Here is a 19,191-nt window from a genome sequence, read left to right as displayed (position 1 = left end):
CAACCGCGTCCCCGAAAGCCGAAGAACCGGCCCCATCACCTTGTCACCAAATGGTTAACAAAGTCTAATTTTGTATGGCAACCGCAGATTGATTTGTCAACATTGCGTCCTAAGCTGTTGAATTCTCTCGAAAACACAAAAAACTGACTCTCAAGTGATACATTAAGAACCACTTCTAACTGATTCGGCGGATTCGTCATTTGCACGGAAAGAATCACGCGCCGCATTTACCCCGCCTTAAGCGATGTGACCTATGATTAACGATGTCCGTAAACGAAAGGTTACCAAAACGGCCTTGAGAACGGACTTGACGCCGATTTCGGGGGTGATCCGTTAATTTTTTAGTGCGTTTTTCGGGGTAGAGTTCCTGGGTCTCGCGTGCAGGGGAGTATTGCGTATGAAATCGAGTGAGAGCCTTCTTCGCCTGAAGGAGTTTCAGGTTAATGACAAGCGCCGGCAACTCGGTCAGATCCAGCTCATGATGGCGGAGTTCGACAAGATGGCCGCCGAGCTGGAGTACCAGATCGCGGCGGAAGAGAAGAAAGCGGGCATCTCGGATCCCTCGCATTTCGCCTACCCGACCTTCGCGAAAGCCGCCCGTCAGCGCGCAGACAATCTCAAAGGGTCCATTCGCGAACTAAAGGTCCAGCAGGACGCCGCGGAACTTGCGGTGGAGGCAGCCGAGGCCGAACTCGAGAAAGCCGCCGCGCTTGACCAGCGCGACGGCGCCGGTCGCAACAAGGCGGTGTAGCCAAACCCGGCCAACAGCATAGGCCAATGCAAAGCGGGCTGGTCTTCCAGCCCGATCCATGCTTGTTTGCAGCCGCGGCGCTCGTGCCGCACGGGCAGTCCCGAAGGCGGCAAAAGGCGTGCGTTACAGAATTCCCGTTTCCATATTGTTGATTGCGGGGCCGTTTTTTCTGGCTCTCGGATTGACCCTGCCGCTTGTCCGGTTCGAGAAACTCTACTTTTTTACCGAAACGCCGTCGCTGGTCGCGATCGTCGCCTCGCTGTGGAGCGGTGGAGATTTCCTGCTGGCCGGCCTCGTCGCGGCGTTTTCGATCGTCTTTCCGGTAATCAAGCTGATGGCCGTGGCGGCGGAGGCCCTGGGCGGCGCGGGCTCGGGCAGGCGCGGCCTTCTCTACAGCCTGGTGCCCCTGATGTCCAAATGGTCGATGATGGACGTTCTGCTGGTTGCGCTGGTGATCGTCGCCGCCAAATCAAGCGGCGTTGCGAGCGCTCTCACCCAACCGGGATTGTGGTTCTACGCCGCGTCGACCCTGGCGGTTACGATCTGCCACGCCCTGCTGCGGGCGTCGCAAGCCGATCGCGCAGCCCTGCGGGCGGTCGGGCGGCCTTGAAATTGTCAGTGACGGTATTGCTGAATGCGCGTGGTGCGCAGTCCGGCCAGACCATGCGCGTCGATCGAGGCCTGCCAGGATAAAAATTCTTCAACGGTGAGCGTATAGCGTTCGCAGGCTTCCTCAAGACTGAGCAGGCCGCCGCGGACTGCGGCCACCACTTCCGCCTTGCGGCGAATGACCCATCGGCGGGTCGAGGGCGGCGGAAGGTCGGCAATCGTCAAGGGGCTGCCATCGGGCCCGATAACATACTTAATTCTAGGGCGTACCATTTCGGCCATTGGACTCTCTACACTTACTCAAAGACCTGTTGAACAGCACTATACGAACCGAGAATTAAAGATTGTCTAAACAAAAAGGTGCAACTCAATTCAACCTGTAGTCATAGCGGAAGGCGGTCAAGGCGACCGGTTCGCCGCATCTTCCTGTCGCCAGCCCTTGCATCTGTCCTTGCCGCACAGCCGGCAATTGCCTATATGTCTGCGCAAATGCCGGCCGCGGCAAAGGCGGGCCGGACGAAGCTTGATTGGCGCCTTCAACGCCTTTGAACGCGGGTAGCACAGTGAATACGCTCGATCTCGACAAGAACCCCGAAGACACCCGGGTCGTCGTCGCCATGTCCGGCGGCGTTGATTCCTCGGTGGTGGCCGGCATCCTGAAGGGGCAGGGCTACGATGTGGTCGGGGTGACGCTTCAGCTTTACGATCACGGCGCCGCCGTGCATCGCGCCGGCTCATGCTGCGCGGGCCAGGATATCGGCGATGCGCGCCGCGTAGCCGAAACGCTGGGCATTCCGCATTACGTTCTCGACTATGAGAAGCGCTTCCGCGAAGCCGTCATCAATCCCTTCGCCGAAAGCTATGTGGCTGGCGAGACGCCGGTTCCCTGTATCGCCTGCAACCAGACGGTCAAGTTCGCCGATCTTTTGAAGACCGCGCGGGAACTCGGCGCCGACGCGCTGGCGACCGGCCATTATATCCGCTCGCGACCGAACGGCGCCCATCGCGCGCTCTATCGTCCGCTCGACGCGGACAAGGACCAGAGCTATTTTCTGTTCGCCACGACGCAGGAACAGATTGATTACCTGCGGTTTCCGCTCGGAGATCTGCCGAAGGCCGAGACGCGCCGGCTGGCGGCCGAGATGGGACTGAGCGTCGCCGAAAAGGCGGAAAGCCAGGACATCTGCTTTGTGCCCCAGGGCAAGTATTCCGATATTATCGCCCGGTTGCGGCCGGAAGCCGCCCGCAGCGGCGACATCGTGCACATAGACGGACGGGTGCTGGGCACGCATGACGGCATCATGCACTATACGATCGGCCAGCGCCGGGGCATCGGCGTCGCAGTCGGCGAACCGCTCTACGTGGTGCATCTCGATGCGCCGACGGCCAAGGTGGTGGTTGGTCCGCGCGATGCGCTGGAAACCCACCGGTTGATCCTGCGCGATGTGAACTGGCTCGGCGACGGGCCGGTCAGCGATCTGCCTGACGAAGGGTTCGACTGCTTCGCCAAGGTGCGCTCCACCCGGCCGCCGACCCCGGCGAGGGCCTGGCATACCGGCGGCGCGCTGGTTGTCGAACTGCTCGAAGGCGAGGCCGGCGTCGCGCCCGGCCAGGCCTGTGTGCTTTATTCCAGCGACGAGGACAATGCCCGCGTCTATGGCGGCGGCTTTATCGACCGGACCGAACGCACAGACGAGGCTGAGCATCTTCTCAGAGCCCTGCTCGACGGACGCCGCACAACGGCCAGCGTCAACCCCGCCTGAAACCGGAACACAAAAAAGCCGGGTCAGTTGAATGACTGAACCCGGCTTTCATGCGTTGGTATGTCCGAAATCTATTCGGCTGCGATGACCTTGCGGGAGTCCAAAAAATCCGTGATCGTCTCGATGATGCGGTCCTGGTCGGACCGTTCGAGATACGGGTGCATCGGCAGGCACAGGATTGTTTTCGGAAGCTGTTCCGTCACTGTCAGGGCGCCGGGCCCGGTCGGATTATGCGCATAGGCCGGCTGCTGGTGCAGCGGCTTGACGTAGTAGATCACCGAAGGAATGCCGTTATCCCCCAGATGCGCCTTCAGCGCATCGCGATGGGACGTCTCGATCGCGAACTGGGCCCATGCGGAGCGCATGCCGGCCGGCACGTGCGGAACGCGCACATGGTCTTTCAGGTTGTCGCAGTAATAGTCGGCGACAGCCTGGCGCATATCGCGCTCTTCATCGAAGATCGCCAGTTTTTCCAGGAGGATTGCGGCCTGGATGGTGTCGAGCCGCGAGTTGAGGCCGACATGCAGGTTGTCGTATTGCGTCTCGCCCTTGCCGTGGAAGGCGTAGGAGCGCAGCAATTCCATGATCGCGTCGTCATTGGTGAACATCGCGCCGCCGTCGCCGTAGCAGCCAAGAGGCTTCGCCGGGTAGAAGCTGGTGGCGCCCACATCGCCGAAAGAGCCGCACATGCCTTCGGGCGTTTCGCCGCCGATGCTCTGCGCCGCGTCGGACAGGACGCGCAGGCCGTATTTTTCGGCGATCGCCATGATCGACGTATAATCGGCCGGCGTGCCGAACAGATCCACAGGAATAATCGCCTTCGGCTCAAGGTCTCCGGCGTCGCGCACGGCGACGATCGCGTCTTCGAGATGCGACGGGCTCAAATTGTATGTGTCGTGCGACACTTCAACGAAGACCGGCGTTGCGCCGGCGAGCGCCACGACTTCCGCGGTGGCGGCGAAAGTGAAGGACGGCACGAAAACCGCGTCTCCGCGGCCGATCTTTGCCGCCAGCAGGGGAATCAGCAGGGCGTCGGTGCCGTTGGCGCAGGAGATCGCGTGCTTCACGCCGACATAGTCGGCTATCTTTTCTTCGAATTCGGTGACTTCCGGCCCCAGAATGTAGCGGCCGTCCTCGATCACCTTCGATACGGCCTGTTCGATCCGGGTTGCGATGCGCTGGCGCTGCGCAGCAAGGTCTATGAACTGCATGTGTGTCGTTATCCCCTCGAACTGTGAGTGGCCGGTTTCCCGTGCATCCCGACGCGGGCGCGGCCCTGTAGACAGCGTGATTGCACTATAAAAGACTGTTTTGCGTTTTGGCGAAACGGACTGCTATGCCCCGTCCACAGTTCGATTCTATCAAGCCTTTTCGCAGTCATTACACATATTTGCGCCTGCGTCCAACTCACACTCGCTCGCAGCATGTAATTGCAGGTGATCGTCCATTGTCAGGCGTGAAGGTTAAGAAACTGCGTCGTATGCCGGTGGCCATGTTCGGGGCCGACGGTTTCAGTCATGCGTCACGGTGCCGTCGGTCAGAATCCGGATCACCGCCAGACCGTCGGCCACGGGCGTGCGCGGCGCCGCCCCGCTTTCGATGCATTCGATGAAGTGCGCGCATTCGCGCGTGAGCGGCAGGCCTTCCGGTATGTCGATATAGCGCGGCTCGGCGGTTTCGAACTGCCAGCCTTCGCCGTCATGCCAGACCTTGTGGTCGAACACGGAGAGCTTCTCGTTCCAGGGCGCGACGTCGTCGAACACCGCCATGGCCTCGTCGCCGATCACGGTCAGGCGTCGCTCGCGATAGGGGTTCAGCCGCGAGGCGAAGACGTGCGAGCGAACGCCGCCGGGAAACGTCAGGTGAAGATGTGCGAAATCGCTCAGATGTTCGATGACCGCCGAGCCTTCTCCCCGCACCGTCGACGGCTCCTCGCCGGTGACCGCCATGATCAGCGACAGGTCGTGCGGCGCGATATCCCAGAGCGCGTCGTTTTCCGCGTGAAACTTGCCGAGGCCTACGCGATGCGAATGGACGTAGCGAACGGCGCCGAGCTTTCCTTCGGCGATCATCGCCTCCATGGCCTCGAAGGCCGGGTGAAAGCGCAGCACATGGCCGGTCATGGCGACCAGCCCGGTGCGTTCGGCCGCCTCGACGACCTTCGCCGCGTCCACGACATTCAGCGCGATCGGCTTTTCGACCAGCACATGCTTGCCGGCCTCAAGCGCGCGCAGGGCTCCGGCGGCGTGAAACTGCGCCGGCAGCGCAAGCACCACCGCGTCGATGTCGGCGCTCTCGAAAACCGCGTCGGGCGTCATGGCATGCACGCTGAATTCTTCCGCCAGCGCCGCGCTTCGCTCGGCGTCGCTGTCGGCGACAGCGGCCAGATGGCCGAGCCCGTGCAGGGTTTTGACGTGATTTCGGCCCCAGTATCCACAGCCGATGACGGCGACCGCCGGGCGGTTTGTCATGTGTTTCTTTCCATTTGCATCCTCGCCCGCCGATGGCATATCGGCAGGCGCAGGGGGGTGCAAGAGGCGCTTCGGAAATTCTGCAAGCTTTTGCTTGACACCCGCGCGCGTGCGCCATTATATCGCGCCGGTCCGGCCGGTTGCGCCATCGCGCGACGGGCGACGCTTGTGATCAACACCGTTTCGCGCGGTGTCTCCGGATCGGTATGGCGGGGTAGCTCAGGTGGTTAGAGCAGCGGAATCATAATCCGCGTGTCGGGGGTTCAAGTCCCTCTCCCGCTACCAATCAAATCAGGTCCATTCTTGTCACATGGTTGTAGCGCTGTAGCGCGCCAGCAGTTTCTGGATTTTTTGACACGAGGTTCTGGAACATTTCTGTCGCGCTTTGACTACCTTTCGAAAGCGGCTTGATCGTCGGATTACTACCTTTCGAGGGTGCTTATTATCAACTCCTTTGCCGGCCTGCCTTTACCACCATTGACCGAATAGGTCAGCGTCACCTCCTCAAGACAGAAACCACTGAACGCTTCGCGGATCTCCGGGCGGTCGTTGATCGACATCAGGAATCGACCTTGGATGCCGGCAAGGATCTCCGCCATGCGGCCGAAATCAGCTGCTGAGAACACCCCCTTGCCGTAGTCCGCCTCGTTCCCGAAGTAGGGAGGGTCGAGGTAGAGCAGCATGCCAGGCCGGTCCCAGCGATCGATGAAGTCGGTCCAGGGCAGACACTCGATGACAACGCCGGCGAGCCTGTCATGCACATCCTCGAGGAGCGGCGCCAGGCGCGTCATGTTGAACCGTGCGCGGCCGGACTTGTCGACGCCAAAGGTTCTGCCGGACACCTTTCCGCCGAAGGCCGTCTTCTGCAGATAGAGGAATCGTGCCGCGCGCTCGAGATCGGTCAGCGTCTCCGGCCGGCTGGCAGACAGGCGCTCGAATTCGCGTCGCGAGGTGATCTGGAACTTCAGAGTCTCCATGAACTGCGGATAGTGGCGCTGCAGGATCCTGAAGAGAGTCGTCACGTCGCCGGAGATATCGTTGACCACTTCGGTCTTCGGCCGGCGATCGCGTCGAAAGAACACGCCGCCCATGCCAAGAAAGGGCTCGGCATAGCCGTCATGCGGTGTGGCGTTGATCCGCTCGATGATGCGCTTGGCCAGCAGCTTCTTGCCACCGATATAGGCCGCTGGTGGCCTTACCGGTTCGATGTGGGTAAGTTCGTTCATGCCTGTCGCACGCTCGCAAAATCTGCCACCCTGCCGACGCTTGCGAAAGCGAGCCGGGTGAGACGTTATCTTGTGGTGCGTCTGACGGGTCCGTAGCGCCAACTGTGGCCCGTCGCTTGGAGCGTGACTGCGCTCCGGCCACCCGGAAATCTGCAGGTGAAGACCGCTTAAGACCCGTTCGACAGTGCCTGTATCAAGGATCTTATCTTGAACTTGTCACCACCGGAGAAGCAGACCGACCACCGGAATTTGCCCAAAAGACCGTACTGGACATTGCCTGTCGTCATGTAGGCAGTCCTGCCGTCAAGATAATCGCCCGCATCGGTCGTGCTGTATTTTTCGCACTCACCATTGATGTACATCGCCACACCGGTGGCCCCGTCTACCAGCATCCCTACTGACTGGACCGTGCTCGATGTCGCGGGTGCGAAATTCTTCATGTACATGTGTTGCGTCGTACCTGCCTCCCGACGCAGGGAGCCGCCTGTCCTCGGATCGCCTGAATTGCTCAAACTCGATACAACCACCCGGCGGGAGCCTGCGCTTTCCTCTATTGCCGCGATGTGGTTTTCGTCATTGGCCGCGTCGTCCAGCGTTGCGGCTGCAAAGAATGATATATCTGTACCCAAATCAGAGCCTGTCACAGATCGGAAATATGGTTTATTGGTGTGTGCGGAACCGTCCAACGTCAAGTATGGGACGCCATCCGTTGTCGTGATTGTGCTTTGCAGTGCCTGTGCAGAGGGTGTCTGATCCAGATCCGCATTGACAAGATCATACAGTTTTGTGACGTAACCACCATCAAGTTTGTAGCCAAAACCAGCGCCAACCCCGCCGACAAGGCTGGAAATGAGGCCCTTGCTTTCAAGCAGGCGAAAAGTCTTCGCACATTCGGCCGGTGATCCTATCTGACCGCCATCCGCAATCACCCTGTCGTAATAATTGATGAATTCTGCTGTCGCATAGCCTGTCAGGTAGTCTGAAACATTTGTCATGTGATTTATCCGAGTATCGATGCCAGGTTGATAATGCTCAGTTCAACTCGACCGTAGCCGGGATAGCTTTCCCAAAGAACGCCAAGCGTTTTATGGTCCATGACGGCAGGAAATGAATACCCCGCCGCCGCCTCGACGAGATACGTCACTGGCCATGTTTGTCCGCCGTCGTAGCTGAAGTGAATGCTGACGTCTTCGCGATCGGCACTGTTCGGTTGCGTCATGACCAGCTTTGGTGATGCACCGACCTGCCGGTGCTCCTGCTGAGTATGGATAATTCCGGCCATGGTCTGGCCACCGACGATTTTTTCACCTTCGTCGTCAACCGCCTCAAATGTCGGGCCTATAAGAGTTTCCCCATCTGCACTGACCCGTTGCAGGTATCTTCGCCCACCAGCCTGATCCAAGCCTCTGTCACGCAAGCACCACATCAGATTCCCTGCCCCGTCGCTTGCAAGTGCGCATTCATTTGGCAGTTCCAGTTCATCAAGTTTCGTTTGGTTTATCTTCGACCAGTTTGTTCCGCCATCGTCCGACGCCAACAGAATCGACCGATAGGTGAAAGCGTATGTTTCATTGTCTGGATTTGTTGATGGATATCCCGGATTGGCAATCCAGGCTGGCACAATCATGCGGCCATCAGATTGCTGGACGCCCGTCGCCTGTCCTCCGGCGATCAAGCCCCATTCGGAAATCGGAAACTGTGATGTAAAATCGATCAGCGACGACCAGTTCGCGCCGTGGTCATCCGAATATTTGCCGACCCATTTATGGTCGCTGCCGTCCTCGTTGCGCCACGTCGCAAATACCCATACCCGCCCCTTGTTTGCTCCAAATCGTTCCACCAGCGTGATCGGGGCGATATATCGGCTTTCCTCTGCAGCTCCACTCGGGTTGTAGTCGCCATCATAAAGCGTCACAAGTGATCCGAGCGTTAGCCCGCGCGTGACCGGATCGTATGTAATTTTCTTGATGTTGACGTCACCAACGCCGAAGTCATCGACCGCTTCTCGCGAGGTAAACGAAATCGCCAGAAACGAGCCATCCATCATCCGTGCGAAACCGCCCATTCTCGTCGTCGCATTGCTGACCGAATCAAGGCTATTGCTGAATATCTCCGTGTCCTGATCATAGGCCGTTTCGGAATTGGCGAGTATGACATCACCGGCGTAAGCAGCGCCGGCCTGCGATACCAATGCAATCTCGCGCCGGGCGTCGGTATCAGTCCGCGTCTGGGTTTCCAGATCGACTTCCCGAATTGCGATATGGGCTGGGACTACCTCGTCTATCGCGCCAGCCGCCGCCAGCACTTCCCAATAATCCTGCCAGCTGGCGCCGGTACCGGGCTCCGTCGATGCCCCCGATGTATGTGGAACGGTGCAGTAGTAGGTCGCGCCGTCGTTCGTCAGAACGATGCCGGTTCCATAGTCGGTCGCCGTCTCCCATCCGCCTTGGACGAACGAAAACACGCCGAGCGGTATTCGAAGCCAGTTCGCCGCATAGGTGGAGGTCGACGCATCGTCCGTCGTTGCGATCAGCCAGTCGCCGAGGGCGAAACCGATGCTATCGACGGTACCGGCTGCCGTTACGATCCAGTATTGATTCTCCTGGGCCGAGCCGGCACCGGGAAAGGATCCTCCGGATGCATCCCATCCGTCCTGCAGCGACAACGTTCCGCCGATGGCGCTTTCGACCCATGATCCCCACTCGCGGATCTTGGATTTCAGCGGATCGTGGATCCCGGAACTCGGCACGCCGTCGGTGACGAAATCCCGCCAGATCGCGTTTGCTGTATCGACCATCTGTTATTCCCCTTCAAGTCACGGTCACAACGCCGGTCGCCACGGCCGTCGATTCGACGCCCGAGGCATTGGCGGCATAGATCCAGTAGTAGTAGTCGTCGGCGGCGAGCCCGGTATCGACCAGGTCCATGATCGTCGAGGCCGGCCCGTAGACCGGCGAGATCCCGATCTCGGTTGCGGTTCCCTCGTCGTCGGCGGTGTTGCGGCGGATCACGGTGCGCGAGAAGTTGCCGTTGTTCGGCGTCGTCCATTCAAGCGCCGTTTCGCCGGTCGATGGCGTCGCGGACACGCCCGTTACAGGATCGGGCGCGGTCTCGTCGGCCGTCGGCGTGATGACGATTGGATCGGTCCGGTCGCTCGGTCTGTTGCGTGAGGTGACGTGCCAGATCTGGAACTCGTACTCGGTGCCGTCACTCAGGTTCGGGCTCTGAGCTTCCGTCGCGCCGCTGGAGACGGAAATCGGAATCCACTCGCTGTCGGCCGTCGCCTTGTATTCCGCCTTGACGCTCAGCGATTCAGCCGGCGGTTCGTCGAATTCCAGAAGCGCATAGGGCACGTTCTGCCCGCCGGCGACGATCCGCTCGATCGTCACGGTGAAACCGGTCGGAACCGGCACGGAGGTGTTCTCCTCGATGTCGGTCGTCACCGGCTTGTCACCTTCCTCGGCTGCCGGAGACCAGGCGTCGGACGCGGCGGGCATGGCGATCGCATCCAGCACCACGCCGAGCAGGATCCCGCCCTGGCCGATATTGAATTCGAGATGCTCGATCTGGAAGACGTGATCGATCCCGAAGGTCGCGAGCTGAATTCGCACGTAGCGTTTCGCGATCAGCGCCAGGCCCTTCAGATTGACGGTGAAGCGTCCCGCCCATTCGGGATTGCGGCGATACCAGTCCTTCTTCATCAGACGACGGCACTGGCCGTGGCTGGGCGCCATAGGAAAGCTGATATCGATCGGCTCCACGCCGCGCGCGACGACGTCGGCCGCATCCTCCCAGGGATCGGCGTCGCCCGTCGCATAGTCGGCGTCCGGATCGAGAAAGGTCGCGCGGATCGTGTTCGGGCGCTGCTCGAGGTCGACGCCACGGGTCAGCTCGATGATGTCGATGATCGAATCCTCGTCGAGCACAATGTCCGGCTCTTCCCAGGCGGCGTTGTCCAGCGTCACGCCGCCGTCCGGCGTCGGCACGATGCGCCCGTCGATGCAGCGGAGCATACGCGCGGCAACGTCGGCCGGCCGCTCCTGCAGCGAGTAGCTGCCCCAGAGGCGATAGCGCTCCTCGGTGCCGCCGGCCTTCAGCGACACCGGCTCGGCGCTGCGATCGAAGGCGTCCTCCCAGCCCTGTTGCGCCTGGGGCGTCGTCAGCGCGGCTTCCGGAAGCCGCATGCCGTCAGGACTGATCATGTAATCCCGGAACACGCTTGTGCCGTTGTCGTCCCAGACAATCGCGTCTGTCTTCGGGTTCTTGATCTTCGCGCCGCGCAGCACCACGCGATAGAGCGTGTTGATCCCGTTCGGGAAGATGTCGGCGTAGTCTTCCTCGGTGACGGGGAGCTGCGCCGCGTAGAGCAGTGCAATCCCGTCGCCGCGGTGATCCTCCGTAAAGGCGGTAAAATCGTCTACGAGGGTGTCAAACGGCGCCTGCGGCGTGACGCCGAGCCGAGAGCCGATCACGCAGCGCGATCCGCCCAGCGACGTCAGGTAAGGGTCGGTCTGCACGAATCCGCTCTCGTTCAGCGTCACCTGGTTGTCGTCGATCCAGTATTGCTCGATCGCGTCGATCTCGCCGTGCGCCAGCGCAATGACCTTGCGGAAGGAGCCCTGTTTTGTCGCGGCGAACAGCCATGGGCCGGAGACCTTGACGCGGCCGTAGTGGCGCATGCGCGCGGCCGTGTTCTGTCGCGTGCTCTGCTGCACGTCTTCCGGCCGCGGTTCGGACTGTCGGGTGAGCAGGGAGGTGGCGTAGCTCAGGCCTACCGAGATACCCGCATAGGCGGCGACCGTCACGCCCCAGAAGATTGCGTTTGCGGCAACGGTCGTCGTCGCGAGCGAGGCCGCTGCGATCGTTGCGATCCAGGTTATCGGATCGGCCACGGCACCCTCCACGAACAGAGAGTGTATCTGGCGCTCGCGCAAATGAACCCGTCCGGGTCGCGGCTGGTCCAGATCCGGCCGTCGAAGATCGCCATGGCCAGGCGGCGCATACGGTCGACGGTCACAAGGCCCACGTCGCCGGCTTGCGGATCCTGCCCGATCGCAAAACCGGTTTTCCCCATGACATCGAGAACGGCCGACTGCAGCCGGCTGGCGTCGGCGCCTGTCCAGCGCAGCGCGTCCTGCCTGCTGCGGATCGTCCGGCCGTAGCGCTCGAGCGGCGAGAAGCCGGCGCGGATCCGCACCCAGCGATCGGCGGTCGAACAGCAGTCCGTCTCGCCCCAGACGAACGGCCTCTCCATCTCGCTTCTGATGAAATCCGCAACTTTCATTTGCGCGCCTGTTTCTGCACTATCGGGCGTTTCAACACGATGAGGAGAAGCTGAATGAGCGACGACGGATGGAAAGACCCGCAAACAATCATGTTTGGAGCCAATGCGTTCTGCCAGTTCAACCTGTGCGCTGCACTGGTCAACAAGGGTGTTCTCACCCAGCAGGAAGCGGCGAATGTCATGGTCAAGACAGCAAACGACATACGATCCGGCTCCGAAGACGGCAGCGGTCAAGAATACGGCGAACGCATCGCGTCACGTTACGAGGTTTTGGCCTCTTGGCTTCTGGGAATCCCGACATGATTTTTTTGATGTCTTGCGGGGTCGGCTGATACGGTTTCAAATCGCTCTCCCTCAGTAGTCCGGATAGGTGAAGTTCTTGTTCCGCAGCGACGGAACGAACTGGCAGATCAGATCCCCGGGCGAGCGCGCCTGCTGGTCGGCGTCGGTATAGCGGCCGGCCGGCGGCAGAGAGCGGTTGTACCAGATGTTCTCCGCGCCGATACTGATCCGGCGCACGCCGCCGCTCTCCTCATCGTGGTTTGTCCAGGTCACGCGGGGTTTGCGCATATAGCCCCACTTGACGCCGACAGGCGCGCCGTAGCTCTGCCACTCCTCGTCCATCAGCAGGAAGTACACGGTCACCACCCGGCCTTCGGCTTCTTCCGTTTCGGCGAGCGCCTTTGCGAAGATGTCCGGCTCCACGCCTGGCACGGCGTGGATCGACAGATCGAAGCGGTCCGACACCGCCTCTCCGGAAAACTCGATATTGTTGACCTGGCCGGTGCCGTAGAGCGGCGTCCAGGTCTGGCCGCCTGCGACGAGATCGCGCTCGCCGTTCCAGACGCGTACGGTTTCCGAGAGAAAATCGAACTTCACCAGCAGCGCGCAGCGCACCACGGTCTGTTCCATTGCCTCTATCTCTTCCGGGCTGAAGAAATCCACCATCACAGATCCTCTATGAATTCGACTGAAGGGTTGCCCCACGCCGGTTGCCGGAGATCGAGCCGCATCGCGTCGTCGGATCGAAGACGCATGCGGCAGGTCGGCCGGTCGAAGTTGAGCGTCGCGCCGCTCGTCACCGCCTCGCGCAGCGGCGGGCGGAACGTCATGGCCGAGGTCTCAGTGTCCCAGGATTTGACCTGATACCAGCGCGGCCCCTTGTTCGTATGGTCGAAGGAAAACACCTGTCCCGGTTGCAGCCGCGGCGCATAGGTGACGACGGCCGTCATCGATGTCGCGCCGAGCGCCAGGTCGCCGCCGGCCGTCACGTCAATCACGCTGCTGACATAGCCGCTGCCGTCCGAGAAGTAGGATCCGTCGCCGTGCGACACAGGTGCGAACAGCGCCTCGTAGCTCAGATCCGCGCCGAAGGGCGCATAGGCCTGCTCATAGTCCGGCAGCGGCACGTCGATCGCGTTCAGCCGGCCGTCGCAATAGGCCTCGATCGCGCGCCAGGCGAGCACCTCGTCCCGGTCCGTGACGGGAATGCTCGAAAGCGTCGCGACCCACACGCCGGCGTCGCTTGCAACCACCTGTGTGCGTCCGGAAATCGATGCGCCGCCGGAAAGCGAACGCGGCGCCAGGCGCGGCAGCGTCGCGGCTTCCGAATTCAGAACGGCGAGGGGCCAGACGGGGACTGTCATTGCTGACGCCTCTGTTTCTCGGCCATCATCTGGCTGAGGTTCCGGTTGGTCTGCTGGACGGCTCCGCCCATGATCGCTGGGGCGGCCCCGGCGATTCCCTCCTGCGAGATGCTCTGCATCGCCGGCACGATGTTGCCGAAGCTGTCCATGTCGAAGCCGACGACGATCTCCGTGCGGCCCGCCGACGCCGATCGCAGCGAGGAATTGGGAAGCACGGCCGCGCCGCGCGACGTGCCGATCACCGGCTCAGGACCCTTCTCGCCGACAATGCCGAAAGTGCCGGCCGGGATGAGCCCGCCATCGGCGAAGAAGCCGGAGAAGATCCCGACGATCGCGCTGCCGATGCCGCCGAGAAGCCCGCCGCCGCCGCTGCCCGCGCCGGATCCGAGACTGGACAGGGATCCGTTCAACTGGTCGAGGGCGTCAAGCATCTGATCGAAGATCTTGTCGGCGATCTTTTGGAGAGCGTTGAGGCCGGCGTCCCGGAAGCTTTCCCAGAAGCTCTTGCCTTCCTGCAGGCCGGACCTGAGGTCTGAGAAGAAGCCGCGAAACACTTCGCTGCGGAACTCGATGCCGTCCGACAGCGCGCCGGTCGCGGCTTCGGCCGCCGCCATCTGCTGGGCAAGACCGGCCAGCTCCTGCGCCTGTTCCGGAGTAAGTTCGATGTCCGCGCGCTTCGCCTCGTTCAGCAGCTCCTGCTCGTAGCGCAGCGCGTTGGCGGCTTGCTCCGTCATGCCGAGCGCCTGTTGCTCGATCTTCTGAGTCTCGATGAAGATCAGCGCCGTGGCGATCAGATCGTCATATTCCTCCTGCGGGGTCTTTCCGCTGTTCTTGCTTTTGCTTTTCGTGGGGACTGCGAAACCTTCGGAAGGCAGGGGCGATGACGTTGCCGGAGGCGGCGTGTTGCGGCTGTCGATGATTGCAAGAATCGATTCCTCGTCCTGGCCGAGCGCCGCGCGACGGTCTTCGAGCTGCTTGATCTGGCCTTCGAGCTGACGTTGCTCGGCCTGCGCCAGCACGCCGGTGATATTCGCTTGCCGCTCGCGCAGCTCGAGGATCTGGTTTTCCAGATTGAGCCGCTCCATGCCGATCTCGGCCAGTCGCTCGTCGAGCGACACGTCGGACTGGTTCTTGAACTCCCGGAACTGGTCAAGGAACAGTCCAAGGGCCGAGGCAGCCTCCACGATCGCCCGTTTCAACGCCGTGCCGACCGTGGTTGCAACCACGTTGAACTGCCGGTCGAGTTCCTCGGCCTTCCTGACCAGGTCCTCGTCCATGACGATGCCGAGATCGCGCGCGGCCTGGATCTGGTCGCGAATGCCCTGTTCGCCTTGTTCGACAAGCTGGACAAACCGTTCGCCGCCGGTTCCGCCGAAGATTTCGTCGGCGACACGGATCTGCGCCGCCTTGTTGAGATCGCCGAGCTTGCCGATGATTTCGGAAAACAGCGCGGACGGATCCTTGAGCTTTTCCCTCAAGGTCTGCGCGTTGTAACCGAGACGCTGGAAGGCTTCCGCGGCGGATCCCGTTCCCGTGGTGATGAACTCGTCGGCGCGGAGATTGAGCTCCTTGATCCCGTCGGTCAGCGCGTCAACGCCGATGCGGCTCTGCTCGGCGACGTATTTCAGTTCCTGGAAGGCCTCGACATTGATGCCCGCAATGCGCGCCTGGTCTGCGGTTTCGGCGATCCCGCGCGCCACATCGCGGACGGTGCTGACGATGCCAGCCAGGCCGGCTGCGGCGACGGTGCCAGCAAGGGCCAGGCTTCTTCCGAGGGCCAGAGCCTTTCCGCCCACATTGTCGAAGGTCGCGCCAAGGCCCTTTGCCTTGCGCTCCGCCTGGTCGACGCCCTGGTTGAGGCCGCGATCGTCGGTCCGCAGTTCGAGTAGCGCTTCGCCCAGCCGTTCAGCCATTGCCGTTCTCCTGAGCGCGCGGCGTCTCGACGACGGCGATGCCCATCGCCGCCAGCACGGCCGGATTGGCGGCCGTTGCTTTTTCGGTGTCGCCCGTCGCGCGGCGTCGGAGATTGCCGAGCGCTTTCATCGTGTCGCGTTTCGTCAGATGTCCGCCGCCGATCGCCGTCGCCTGGATCGCGGAGAGCTGCTCTTCTGCCTGGAGACGGTTCAGCATGGCGACATAGGCCCTTACGAGGCCGGCTGGCGCTTCTTCGAGCCACCAGCCTGGCGCGCCGCCGAAGAAACGTTGGAGACGGGGGACGAGGTCTCCCCAATCAATAGTCTGAGAGCTGCTCCCGCCGCGGCGGCCTGACCGCCGAGCAGGAGCCCGGTAAAAACCGAGATCACCTGATCCTTGTGCGCATTGGTGAGCCTCGCGCGAACGTCTTCCGGAACGCCGATCGCGATCTTGCTGGTCACGGTGTCGATCAGCGTGGTGAGCTCGTCCGCGTCGTCGTCGTTCTCGTTGGCGGTCTTTGCAAGCGCCTCGATCTTTCGGCCCCATCGCTCGAAGCGCTGGCTGTCGAGGATCGAAAGTTCTTCCGGCGACAGGATCTCGTAAGCTTTGCCGTCGATCCTGATCGTCGGCCGCTCGATCAGCGTGTTGAGGTCAAGCAGCGGACCCTGCGTTTCCGTGTCGGCCATGGATGTCTCCTTCGCCTGGTGAAAAAGTGACGGCGATGCCCAGCGCCTTGCACCGGGCCTCAATCTCCGCCTGCTTGGCGCGCGCCGCGCGGGCCGCCTTGCGGTGACGGTCCGCCTCGCGCTTGTGCGTTTTCGCCTGGCTGTCGAGCCGTCGGTGCTCTGCGAGAAGCGCGGCGCCGTTCATCAGAGCGCCGTCTGATGCTGGATCTTGAGACGGCCGAACCGTTCGTCCGCCGATGCTGCGGACGAGTCTTCGAGCGCGTCGAATGCGAGCGCCAGGCCGGCAGGCAGTCCCTTGCGGAAGACCTGTTCGGGCGATCCGGACTGAAAACAGCGCGGCACTTCGAACTGTGCTTTCCAGTCCGGGCCATAAGCCGACGCATTGCCGCGAACAAGCAATGCCATCGTGGACACTTCCAGCCCCTGTCGAAGCCCGATTTTCTTGAAACCGGCTGTTCCTGATCCGGCAGCCGTCGTCGTCACCGGGTTGCCGTTGAGCGCGTGCTTGTAATTCTCGAGCGTCATGTCGAACAGTGTGAAGCGGACCATCATGTCCTCTTGGGTTCGAAACGCTTTCCTTGGTCCGGTTGTGCCCAGCACCCGCGTCTTTTCGGTCGTTTGGGAATGGACGACGGTCACGCCGTCCTCGGAATAGTTCTCGTCGCCGGACGTTCCGATCTTCGCCCAGTTTCCGGCCGGGTCCGCGTCGAATGTCGGAAAGGCCTCGCCGACCGGCGCGAACCAGACGGTGAAGGGCGCGGCGATGATTTCATAGGGTTCCATTGTCTGCTCCTTTGCTTGCCTACGCCGCCGCCTTGAGCGCGTAGAGAACCTGGAAGGCCTGCGTCATTGCAGGCCAGTCTGTTTCGGCATCGCGGATGGGAAGACGGCCGCCTGCCTCCTCGGCCGAATGGATCAGCACGCCGGAAATCACCCGACGCCGGAGGCGTTTGAGCGCTACCAGCACGGCCAGCGAGACAATGCTTGCCTGATAGGGCGTCTCGCCCCAGCTGATCGCATCGATGCGGTCGGCCGTCAGTTCGAGATATCCGCCCTGGGCTGACACGCCTCCGGATGGACGAAGGATCACGCCTTTGCGCGGCATGTCGTCCACTTCCTCACGCGGTAGTTCCAGGCCGAACACCCGCAAGCCGACGAGTGCGGTCACGCCAGAGTCGGCCTTGAGCAGCGCCACCATCGCCGCGATGATATCGGGCACGTTCATCGCCGCCCTCCCGTCGTCGCCGTCGAGCTTTCGAAAACCCTTCGGATGCGCTTGGTGAGCTTCGGATACTCCTTGTCGGCCTCCGGCCTGAGATAAGGCCGCGCCGGGATCGTCACTTTCTTCGTGACGATGAACGTTCCGTCCTCGAGCTGGAACTTGAGCGCCTGTTTGCGCACAGGGCGAATGACGCCTCCGACCTCCTGGATGAGAGCCTGAACGGCGTCTCTTGATCCCCAGACGCCTTTCACGCCGCCCGTACTTTGCGCGGACGCCGGTTCGGCGATACCGATCGAGCCTTCCAGAACGCCGGTCCGGTTCTTCCACGGATGATTGCGCTTGGCGCCTGTAACACAGGCCGCCATCGTGGCGTTGACGCCGAGGATCTGCGCCTTGCGCATCTTTTCAGAGACTTGCCTGCCGTACCACTTCACCGGCATCACACGCCCTCCGCCGATGGCTCCGGGCCGACTGCCACCATCATCGGAGGCGGGACGGTTCCCAGGATGCGGATATGGACGCTTGCTCCGTTGTTCAGCGCTTCCAGCTCGGCAGGCGTCGGAAGCCACGCCGTTGTCATGGAGGGCGTGTTCGGGCCGTTGACGCTGCAATCAATTTTCTCGTCACGGATCGGCAGACCCATATAGCCCTGCGATTTTCCGACGATCCTTGTTGCGCCTTCGATTGCTCCGATCTGCATCAGCTCACCCTCTTCAAGGCGGCTTCGAGATGCGTGTGCTTGCGCTGCACGGGGCCTTCGACGCGCAGCCGGCCGGGAATGATCTCGTTGTCCTGGCGATCGGCGACGCTCGAGATCTCGTCGTCCTCGGCAATGTCGGCGCTCAATGCAAACATGGCGCGCATGTCCTCGATCATCGCGGTGCGCTCGTCCCCGACAAGTTCCCGGCTCGTCTTCGACCAGACGAAACAGGAAAGCGGCGAGGCGTCGATTTCTTCGAAGACCGGCGGCAGGGGATTGCCATAGGGATCGTTGCCGGTCGCGGTGTTGCGCTCGACAGTGGCGCGCATGGTGAGCCTTCCGGAGATCATGCCAGCACCGTCCCGGATCTGGCGGTCAACGAGGCGAGGATCCTCTCGCGCTCCTGGGACGGGTCGCCCAGTGTGAAGGCATAATCGCCGGCGCGTTCGCTCTTCAGGAGGCCCCGGTTCGACAGATCCACAAGCATAAGCTTGATGACAGCCTCCTCGCGGGCGGCGCCGGTAATGTCCGACGGCGTGTAGGTGATCCTCACCAGCGGGGCCCAGCGGTCGCGGCCGTTGGTTCCACCGACCAGGCGCTCGATCGTATGGCCGCCATGCAGCACGCGGTAATCGTCATCGGAAAGCAGGGTCTCGGCCGAGGCGTCGCCGGTGTGGCGAGGATCGATCTCGGTGATCGTGATCGTCTCTCCAGTATCGATCGGGCGAGACAGGCGCAGCGATCGGTCGCGGCGCGAATGCGGATCGCCCGGATCACCGATATCGACGGTGATGGCGCCGGCAGGTCCGAAGCGCGCAGAGATCTCGGCGAGGATCCCGTCGATCATCGCCTGCAGCTCCGTGTCGGACAGATCGCTGCCCGTTCGCTCCCTGACCCGGTCAATCAGCGCCATAACCGC

General features: G+C 61.8%; 24 protein-coding genes and 1 tRNA gene. 5 read left to right on the top strand and 20 right to left on the bottom strand.

Annotated features, from left to right (window positions below; genetic code table 11):
• The first annotated feature begins 397 nt into the window (after positions 1–397).
• Both K1W69_RS17595 and K1W69_RS17590 read left to right on the top strand, forming a co-directional pair.
• Positions 398–751: a flagellar export protein FliJ gene (locus K1W69_RS17595; RefSeq protein WP_220229731.1), complete on the top strand. Its 354-nt coding sequence runs from the start codon at positions 398–400 to the stop codon at positions 749–751.
• A gap of 118 nt (positions 752–869) precedes the next feature.
• Entirely contained in the window at positions 870–1,361 is a 492-nt protein-coding gene (locus tag K1W69_RS17590) for a paraquat-inducible protein A (protein WP_370688267.1), read from the top strand.
• A gap of 5 nt (positions 1,362–1,366) precedes the next feature.
• On the opposite strand, the gene sciP is transcribed toward K1W69_RS17590, so the two are convergent.
• Positions 1,367–1,642 (bottom strand): CtrA inhibitor SciP, encoded by a 276-nt coding sequence (gene sciP, locus K1W69_RS17585; protein WP_220229729.1) that lies wholly within the window; start codon positions 1,640–1,642, stop codon positions 1,367–1,369.
• Between the two features lie 335 nt (positions 1,643–1,977).
• Here sciP and mnmA point away from each other — a divergent pair, with 335 nt between their 5' ends.
• Positions 1,978–3,123: a tRNA 2-thiouridine(34) synthase MnmA gene (mnmA, locus tag K1W69_RS17580; protein ID WP_370688273.1), complete on the top strand. Its 1,146-nt coding sequence runs from the start codon at positions 1,978–1,980 to the stop codon at positions 3,121–3,123.
• Positions 3,124–3,194: 71 nt separating this feature from the next.
• On the opposite strand, the gene K1W69_RS17575 is transcribed toward mnmA, so the two are convergent.
• The gene (locus K1W69_RS17575) at positions 3,195–4,334 is read right to left on the bottom strand and encodes a DegT/DnrJ/EryC1/StrS family aminotransferase (protein WP_220229727.1); all 1,140 of its coding nucleotides are present in this window, start codon (positions 4,332–4,334) and stop codon (positions 3,195–3,197) included.
• 300 nt (positions 4,335–4,634) lie between these two features.
• Complete coding sequence (locus K1W69_RS17570) at positions 4,635–5,594, bottom strand: Gfo/Idh/MocA family protein (RefSeq protein WP_220229726.1); 960 nt, start codon at positions 5,592–5,594, stop codon at positions 4,635–4,637.
• 208 nt (positions 5,595–5,802) lie between these two features.
• Here K1W69_RS17570 and K1W69_RS17565 point away from each other — a divergent pair.
• Positions 5,803–5,879 (top strand) — tRNA-Met (locus K1W69_RS17565).
• 137 nt (positions 5,880–6,016) lie between these two features.
• Here the strand turns inward: K1W69_RS17565 and K1W69_RS17560 are convergent.
• From K1W69_RS17560 to K1W69_RS17540, 5 genes are all read right to left on the bottom strand, one after another.
• Positions 6,017–6,820: a DNA adenine methylase gene (locus K1W69_RS17560; protein ID WP_220229725.1), complete on the bottom strand. Its 804-nt coding sequence runs from the start codon at positions 6,818–6,820 to the stop codon at positions 6,017–6,019.
• A gap of 167 nt (positions 6,821–6,987) precedes the next feature.
• On the bottom strand, positions 6,988–7,815 hold the full coding sequence (locus tag K1W69_RS17555; RefSeq protein WP_220229724.1) for a hypothetical protein: 828 nt from the start codon (positions 7,813–7,815) through the stop codon (positions 6,988–6,990).
• A 5-nt stretch (positions 7,816–7,820) separates the two neighbouring features.
• On the bottom strand, positions 7,821–9,485 hold the full coding sequence (locus K1W69_RS17550; RefSeq protein ID WP_220229723.1) for an exo-alpha-sialidase: 1,665 nt from the start codon (positions 9,483–9,485) through the stop codon (positions 7,821–7,823).
• 145 nt (positions 9,486–9,630) lie between these two features.
• Positions 9,631–11,712, bottom strand: a complete 2,082-nt coding sequence (locus K1W69_RS17545) for a phage tail protein (RefSeq protein ID WP_220229722.1) — start codon at positions 11,710–11,712, stop codon at positions 9,631–9,633.
• The gene (locus K1W69_RS17540; RefSeq protein WP_220229721.1) at positions 11,697–12,104 is read right to left on the bottom strand and encodes a DUF6950 family protein; all 408 of its coding nucleotides are present in this window, start codon (positions 12,102–12,104) and stop codon (positions 11,697–11,699) included. The genes K1W69_RS17545 and K1W69_RS17540 overlap by 16 nt, the downstream gene beginning before the upstream one ends.
• 54 nt (positions 12,105–12,158) lie before the next feature.
• Between K1W69_RS17540 and K1W69_RS17535 the strand changes: the two genes are divergently transcribed.
• Positions 12,159–12,407 (top strand): hypothetical protein, encoded by a 249-nt coding sequence (locus K1W69_RS17535; RefSeq protein WP_220229720.1) that lies wholly within the window; start codon positions 12,159–12,161, stop codon positions 12,405–12,407.
• 51 nt (positions 12,408–12,458) lie between these two features.
• Here K1W69_RS17535 and K1W69_RS17530 read toward each other — a convergent pair whose 3' ends face one another.
• From K1W69_RS17530 to K1W69_RS17475, 12 genes are read right to left on the bottom strand one after another with little or no spacing between them, the layout of a single operon-like run.
• Positions 12,459–13,052: a hypothetical protein gene (locus tag K1W69_RS17530; RefSeq protein WP_220229719.1), complete on the bottom strand. Its 594-nt coding sequence runs from the start codon at positions 13,050–13,052 to the stop codon at positions 12,459–12,461.
• Positions 13,052–13,750, bottom strand: coding sequence for a hypothetical protein (locus K1W69_RS17525; RefSeq protein WP_220229718.1), 699 nt, complete (start codon positions 13,748–13,750; stop codon positions 13,052–13,054). Before K1W69_RS17525 ends, K1W69_RS17530 begins: the two co-directional genes overlap by 1 nt.
• Positions 13,747–15,663 (bottom strand): tail tape measure protein, encoded by a 1,917-nt coding sequence (locus K1W69_RS17520; RefSeq protein WP_220229717.1) that lies wholly within the window; start codon positions 15,661–15,663, stop codon positions 13,747–13,749. The genes K1W69_RS17525 and K1W69_RS17520 overlap by 4 nt, the downstream gene beginning before the upstream one ends.
• A complete protein-coding gene (locus K1W69_RS17515; RefSeq protein ID WP_220229716.1) occupies positions 15,656–15,880 on the bottom strand; it encodes a hypothetical protein in 225 nt (74 codons plus the stop codon). Before K1W69_RS17515 ends, K1W69_RS17520 begins: the two co-directional genes overlap by 8 nt.
• Positions 15,881–15,894: 14 nt before the next feature.
• Entirely contained in the window at positions 15,895–16,350 is a 456-nt protein-coding gene (locus K1W69_RS17510) for a hypothetical protein (RefSeq protein WP_220229715.1), read from the bottom strand.
• Positions 16,316–16,534 carry a hypothetical protein gene (locus K1W69_RS17505; protein WP_220229714.1) on the bottom strand — a complete coding sequence of 73 codons (219 nt, stop codon included), beginning with the start codon at positions 16,532–16,534 and terminating at the stop codon, positions 16,316–16,318. The genes K1W69_RS17510 and K1W69_RS17505 overlap by 35 nt, the downstream gene beginning before the upstream one ends.
• Positions 16,534–17,133: a hypothetical protein gene (locus K1W69_RS17500; RefSeq protein ID WP_220229713.1), complete on the bottom strand. Its 600-nt coding sequence runs from the start codon at positions 17,131–17,133 to the stop codon at positions 16,534–16,536. Before K1W69_RS17500 ends, K1W69_RS17505 begins: the two co-directional genes overlap by 1 nt.
• 19 nt (positions 17,134–17,152) lie before the next feature.
• Positions 17,153–17,575 carry a DUF3168 domain-containing protein gene (locus K1W69_RS17495; protein WP_220229712.1) on the bottom strand — a complete coding sequence of 141 codons (423 nt, stop codon included), beginning with the start codon at positions 17,573–17,575 and terminating at the stop codon, positions 17,153–17,155.
• Positions 17,572–18,012 carry a phage morphogenesis protein gene (locus K1W69_RS17490; RefSeq protein WP_220229711.1) on the bottom strand — a complete coding sequence of 147 codons (441 nt, stop codon included), beginning with the start codon at positions 18,010–18,012 and terminating at the stop codon, positions 17,572–17,574. The genes K1W69_RS17495 and K1W69_RS17490 overlap by 4 nt, the downstream gene beginning before the upstream one ends.
• Positions 18,012–18,272 carry a hypothetical protein gene (locus K1W69_RS17485; RefSeq protein ID WP_220229710.1) on the bottom strand — a complete coding sequence of 87 codons (261 nt, stop codon included), beginning with the start codon at positions 18,270–18,272 and terminating at the stop codon, positions 18,012–18,014. Before K1W69_RS17485 ends, K1W69_RS17490 begins: the two co-directional genes overlap by 1 nt.
• Complete coding sequence (locus K1W69_RS17480) at positions 18,272–18,622, bottom strand: hypothetical protein (protein ID WP_220229709.1); 351 nt, start codon at positions 18,620–18,622, stop codon at positions 18,272–18,274. Before K1W69_RS17480 ends, K1W69_RS17485 begins: the two co-directional genes overlap by 1 nt.
• Positions 18,619–19,185 (bottom strand): hypothetical protein, encoded by a 567-nt coding sequence (locus K1W69_RS17475; protein WP_220229708.1) that lies wholly within the window; start codon positions 19,183–19,185, stop codon positions 18,619–18,621. The genes K1W69_RS17480 and K1W69_RS17475 overlap by 4 nt, the downstream gene beginning before the upstream one ends.
• Positions 19,186–19,191: the final 6 nt, after the last annotated feature.

It is taken from the genome of Flavimaribacter sediminis (assembly GCF_019492055.1).
GTDB classification, from domain to species: Bacteria; Pseudomonadota; Alphaproteobacteria; order Rhizobiales; family Rhizobiaceae; genus Flavimaribacter; species Flavimaribacter sediminis.
This window is presented reverse-complemented; position numbering and strand designations above follow the sequence as displayed.

Coding starts and splice junctions, on each gene's coding strand:
- K1W69_RS17520 (WP_220229717.1), bottom strand. CDS start 15,663: ATGGCTGAACGGCTGGGCGAAGCGCTACTCGAACTGCGGACCGACGAT.
- K1W69_RS17570 (WP_220229726.1), bottom strand. CDS start 5,594: ATGACAAACCGCCCGGCGGTCGCCGTCATCGGCTGTGGATACTGGGGC.
- K1W69_RS17560 (WP_220229725.1), bottom strand. CDS start 6,820: ATGAACGAACTTACCCACATCGAACCGGTAAGGCCACCAGCGGCCTAT.
- mnmA (WP_370688273.1), top strand. CDS start 1,978: ATGTCCGGCGGCGTTGATTCCTCGGTGGTGGCCGGCATCCTGAAGGGG.
- K1W69_RS17490 (WP_220229711.1), bottom strand. CDS start 18,012: ATGCCGGTGAAGTGGTACGGCAGGCAAGTCTCTGAAAAGATGCGCAAG.
- K1W69_RS17525 (WP_220229718.1), bottom strand. CDS start 13,750: ATGACAGTCCCCGTCTGGCCCCTCGCCGTTCTGAATTCGGAAGCCGCG.
- K1W69_RS17575 (WP_220229727.1), bottom strand. CDS start 4,334: ATGCAGTTCATAGACCTTGCTGCGCAGCGCCAGCGCATCGCAACCCGG.
- K1W69_RS17515 (WP_220229716.1), bottom strand. CDS start 15,880: ATGCTGAACCGTCTCCAGGCAGAAGAGCAGCTCTCCGCGATCCAGGCG.
- K1W69_RS17540 (WP_220229721.1), bottom strand. CDS start 12,104: ATGAAAGTTGCGGATTTCATCAGAAGCGAGATGGAGAGGCCGTTCGTC.
- sciP (WP_220229729.1), bottom strand. CDS start 1,642: ATGGCCGAAATGGTACGCCCTAGAATTAAGTATGTTATCGGGCCCGAT.
- K1W69_RS17510 (WP_220229715.1), bottom strand. CDS start 16,350: ATGGCCGACACGGAAACGCAGGGTCCGCTGCTTGACCTCAACACGCTG.
- K1W69_RS17530 (WP_220229719.1), bottom strand. CDS start 13,052: ATGGTGGATTTCTTCAGCCCGGAAGAGATAGAGGCAATGGAACAGACC.
- K1W69_RS17500 (WP_220229713.1), bottom strand. CDS start 17,133: ATGGAACCCTATGAAATCATCGCCGCGCCCTTCACCGTCTGGTTCGCG.
- K1W69_RS17595 (WP_220229731.1), top strand. CDS start 398: ATGAAATCGAGTGAGAGCCTTCTTCGCCTGAAGGAGTTTCAGGTTAAT.
- K1W69_RS17535 (WP_220229720.1), top strand. CDS start 12,159: ATGAGCGACGACGGATGGAAAGACCCGCAAACAATCATGTTTGGAGCC.
- K1W69_RS17495 (WP_220229712.1), bottom strand. CDS start 17,575: ATGAACGTGCCCGATATCATCGCGGCGATGGTGGCGCTGCTCAAGGCC.
- K1W69_RS17475 (WP_220229708.1), bottom strand. CDS start 19,185: ATGGCGCTGATTGACCGGGTCAGGGAGCGAACGGGCAGCGATCTGTCC.
- K1W69_RS17555 (WP_220229724.1), bottom strand. CDS start 7,815: ATGACAAATGTTTCAGACTACCTGACAGGCTATGCGACAGCAGAATTC.
- K1W69_RS17480 (WP_220229709.1), bottom strand. CDS start 18,622: ATGATCTCCGGAAGGCTCACCATGCGCGCCACTGTCGAGCGCAACACC.
- K1W69_RS17485 (WP_220229710.1), bottom strand. CDS start 18,272: ATGCAGATCGGAGCAATCGAAGGCGCAACAAGGATCGTCGGAAAATCG.
- K1W69_RS17505 (WP_220229714.1), bottom strand. CDS start 16,534: ATGAACGGCGCCGCGCTTCTCGCAGAGCACCGACGGCTCGACAGCCAG.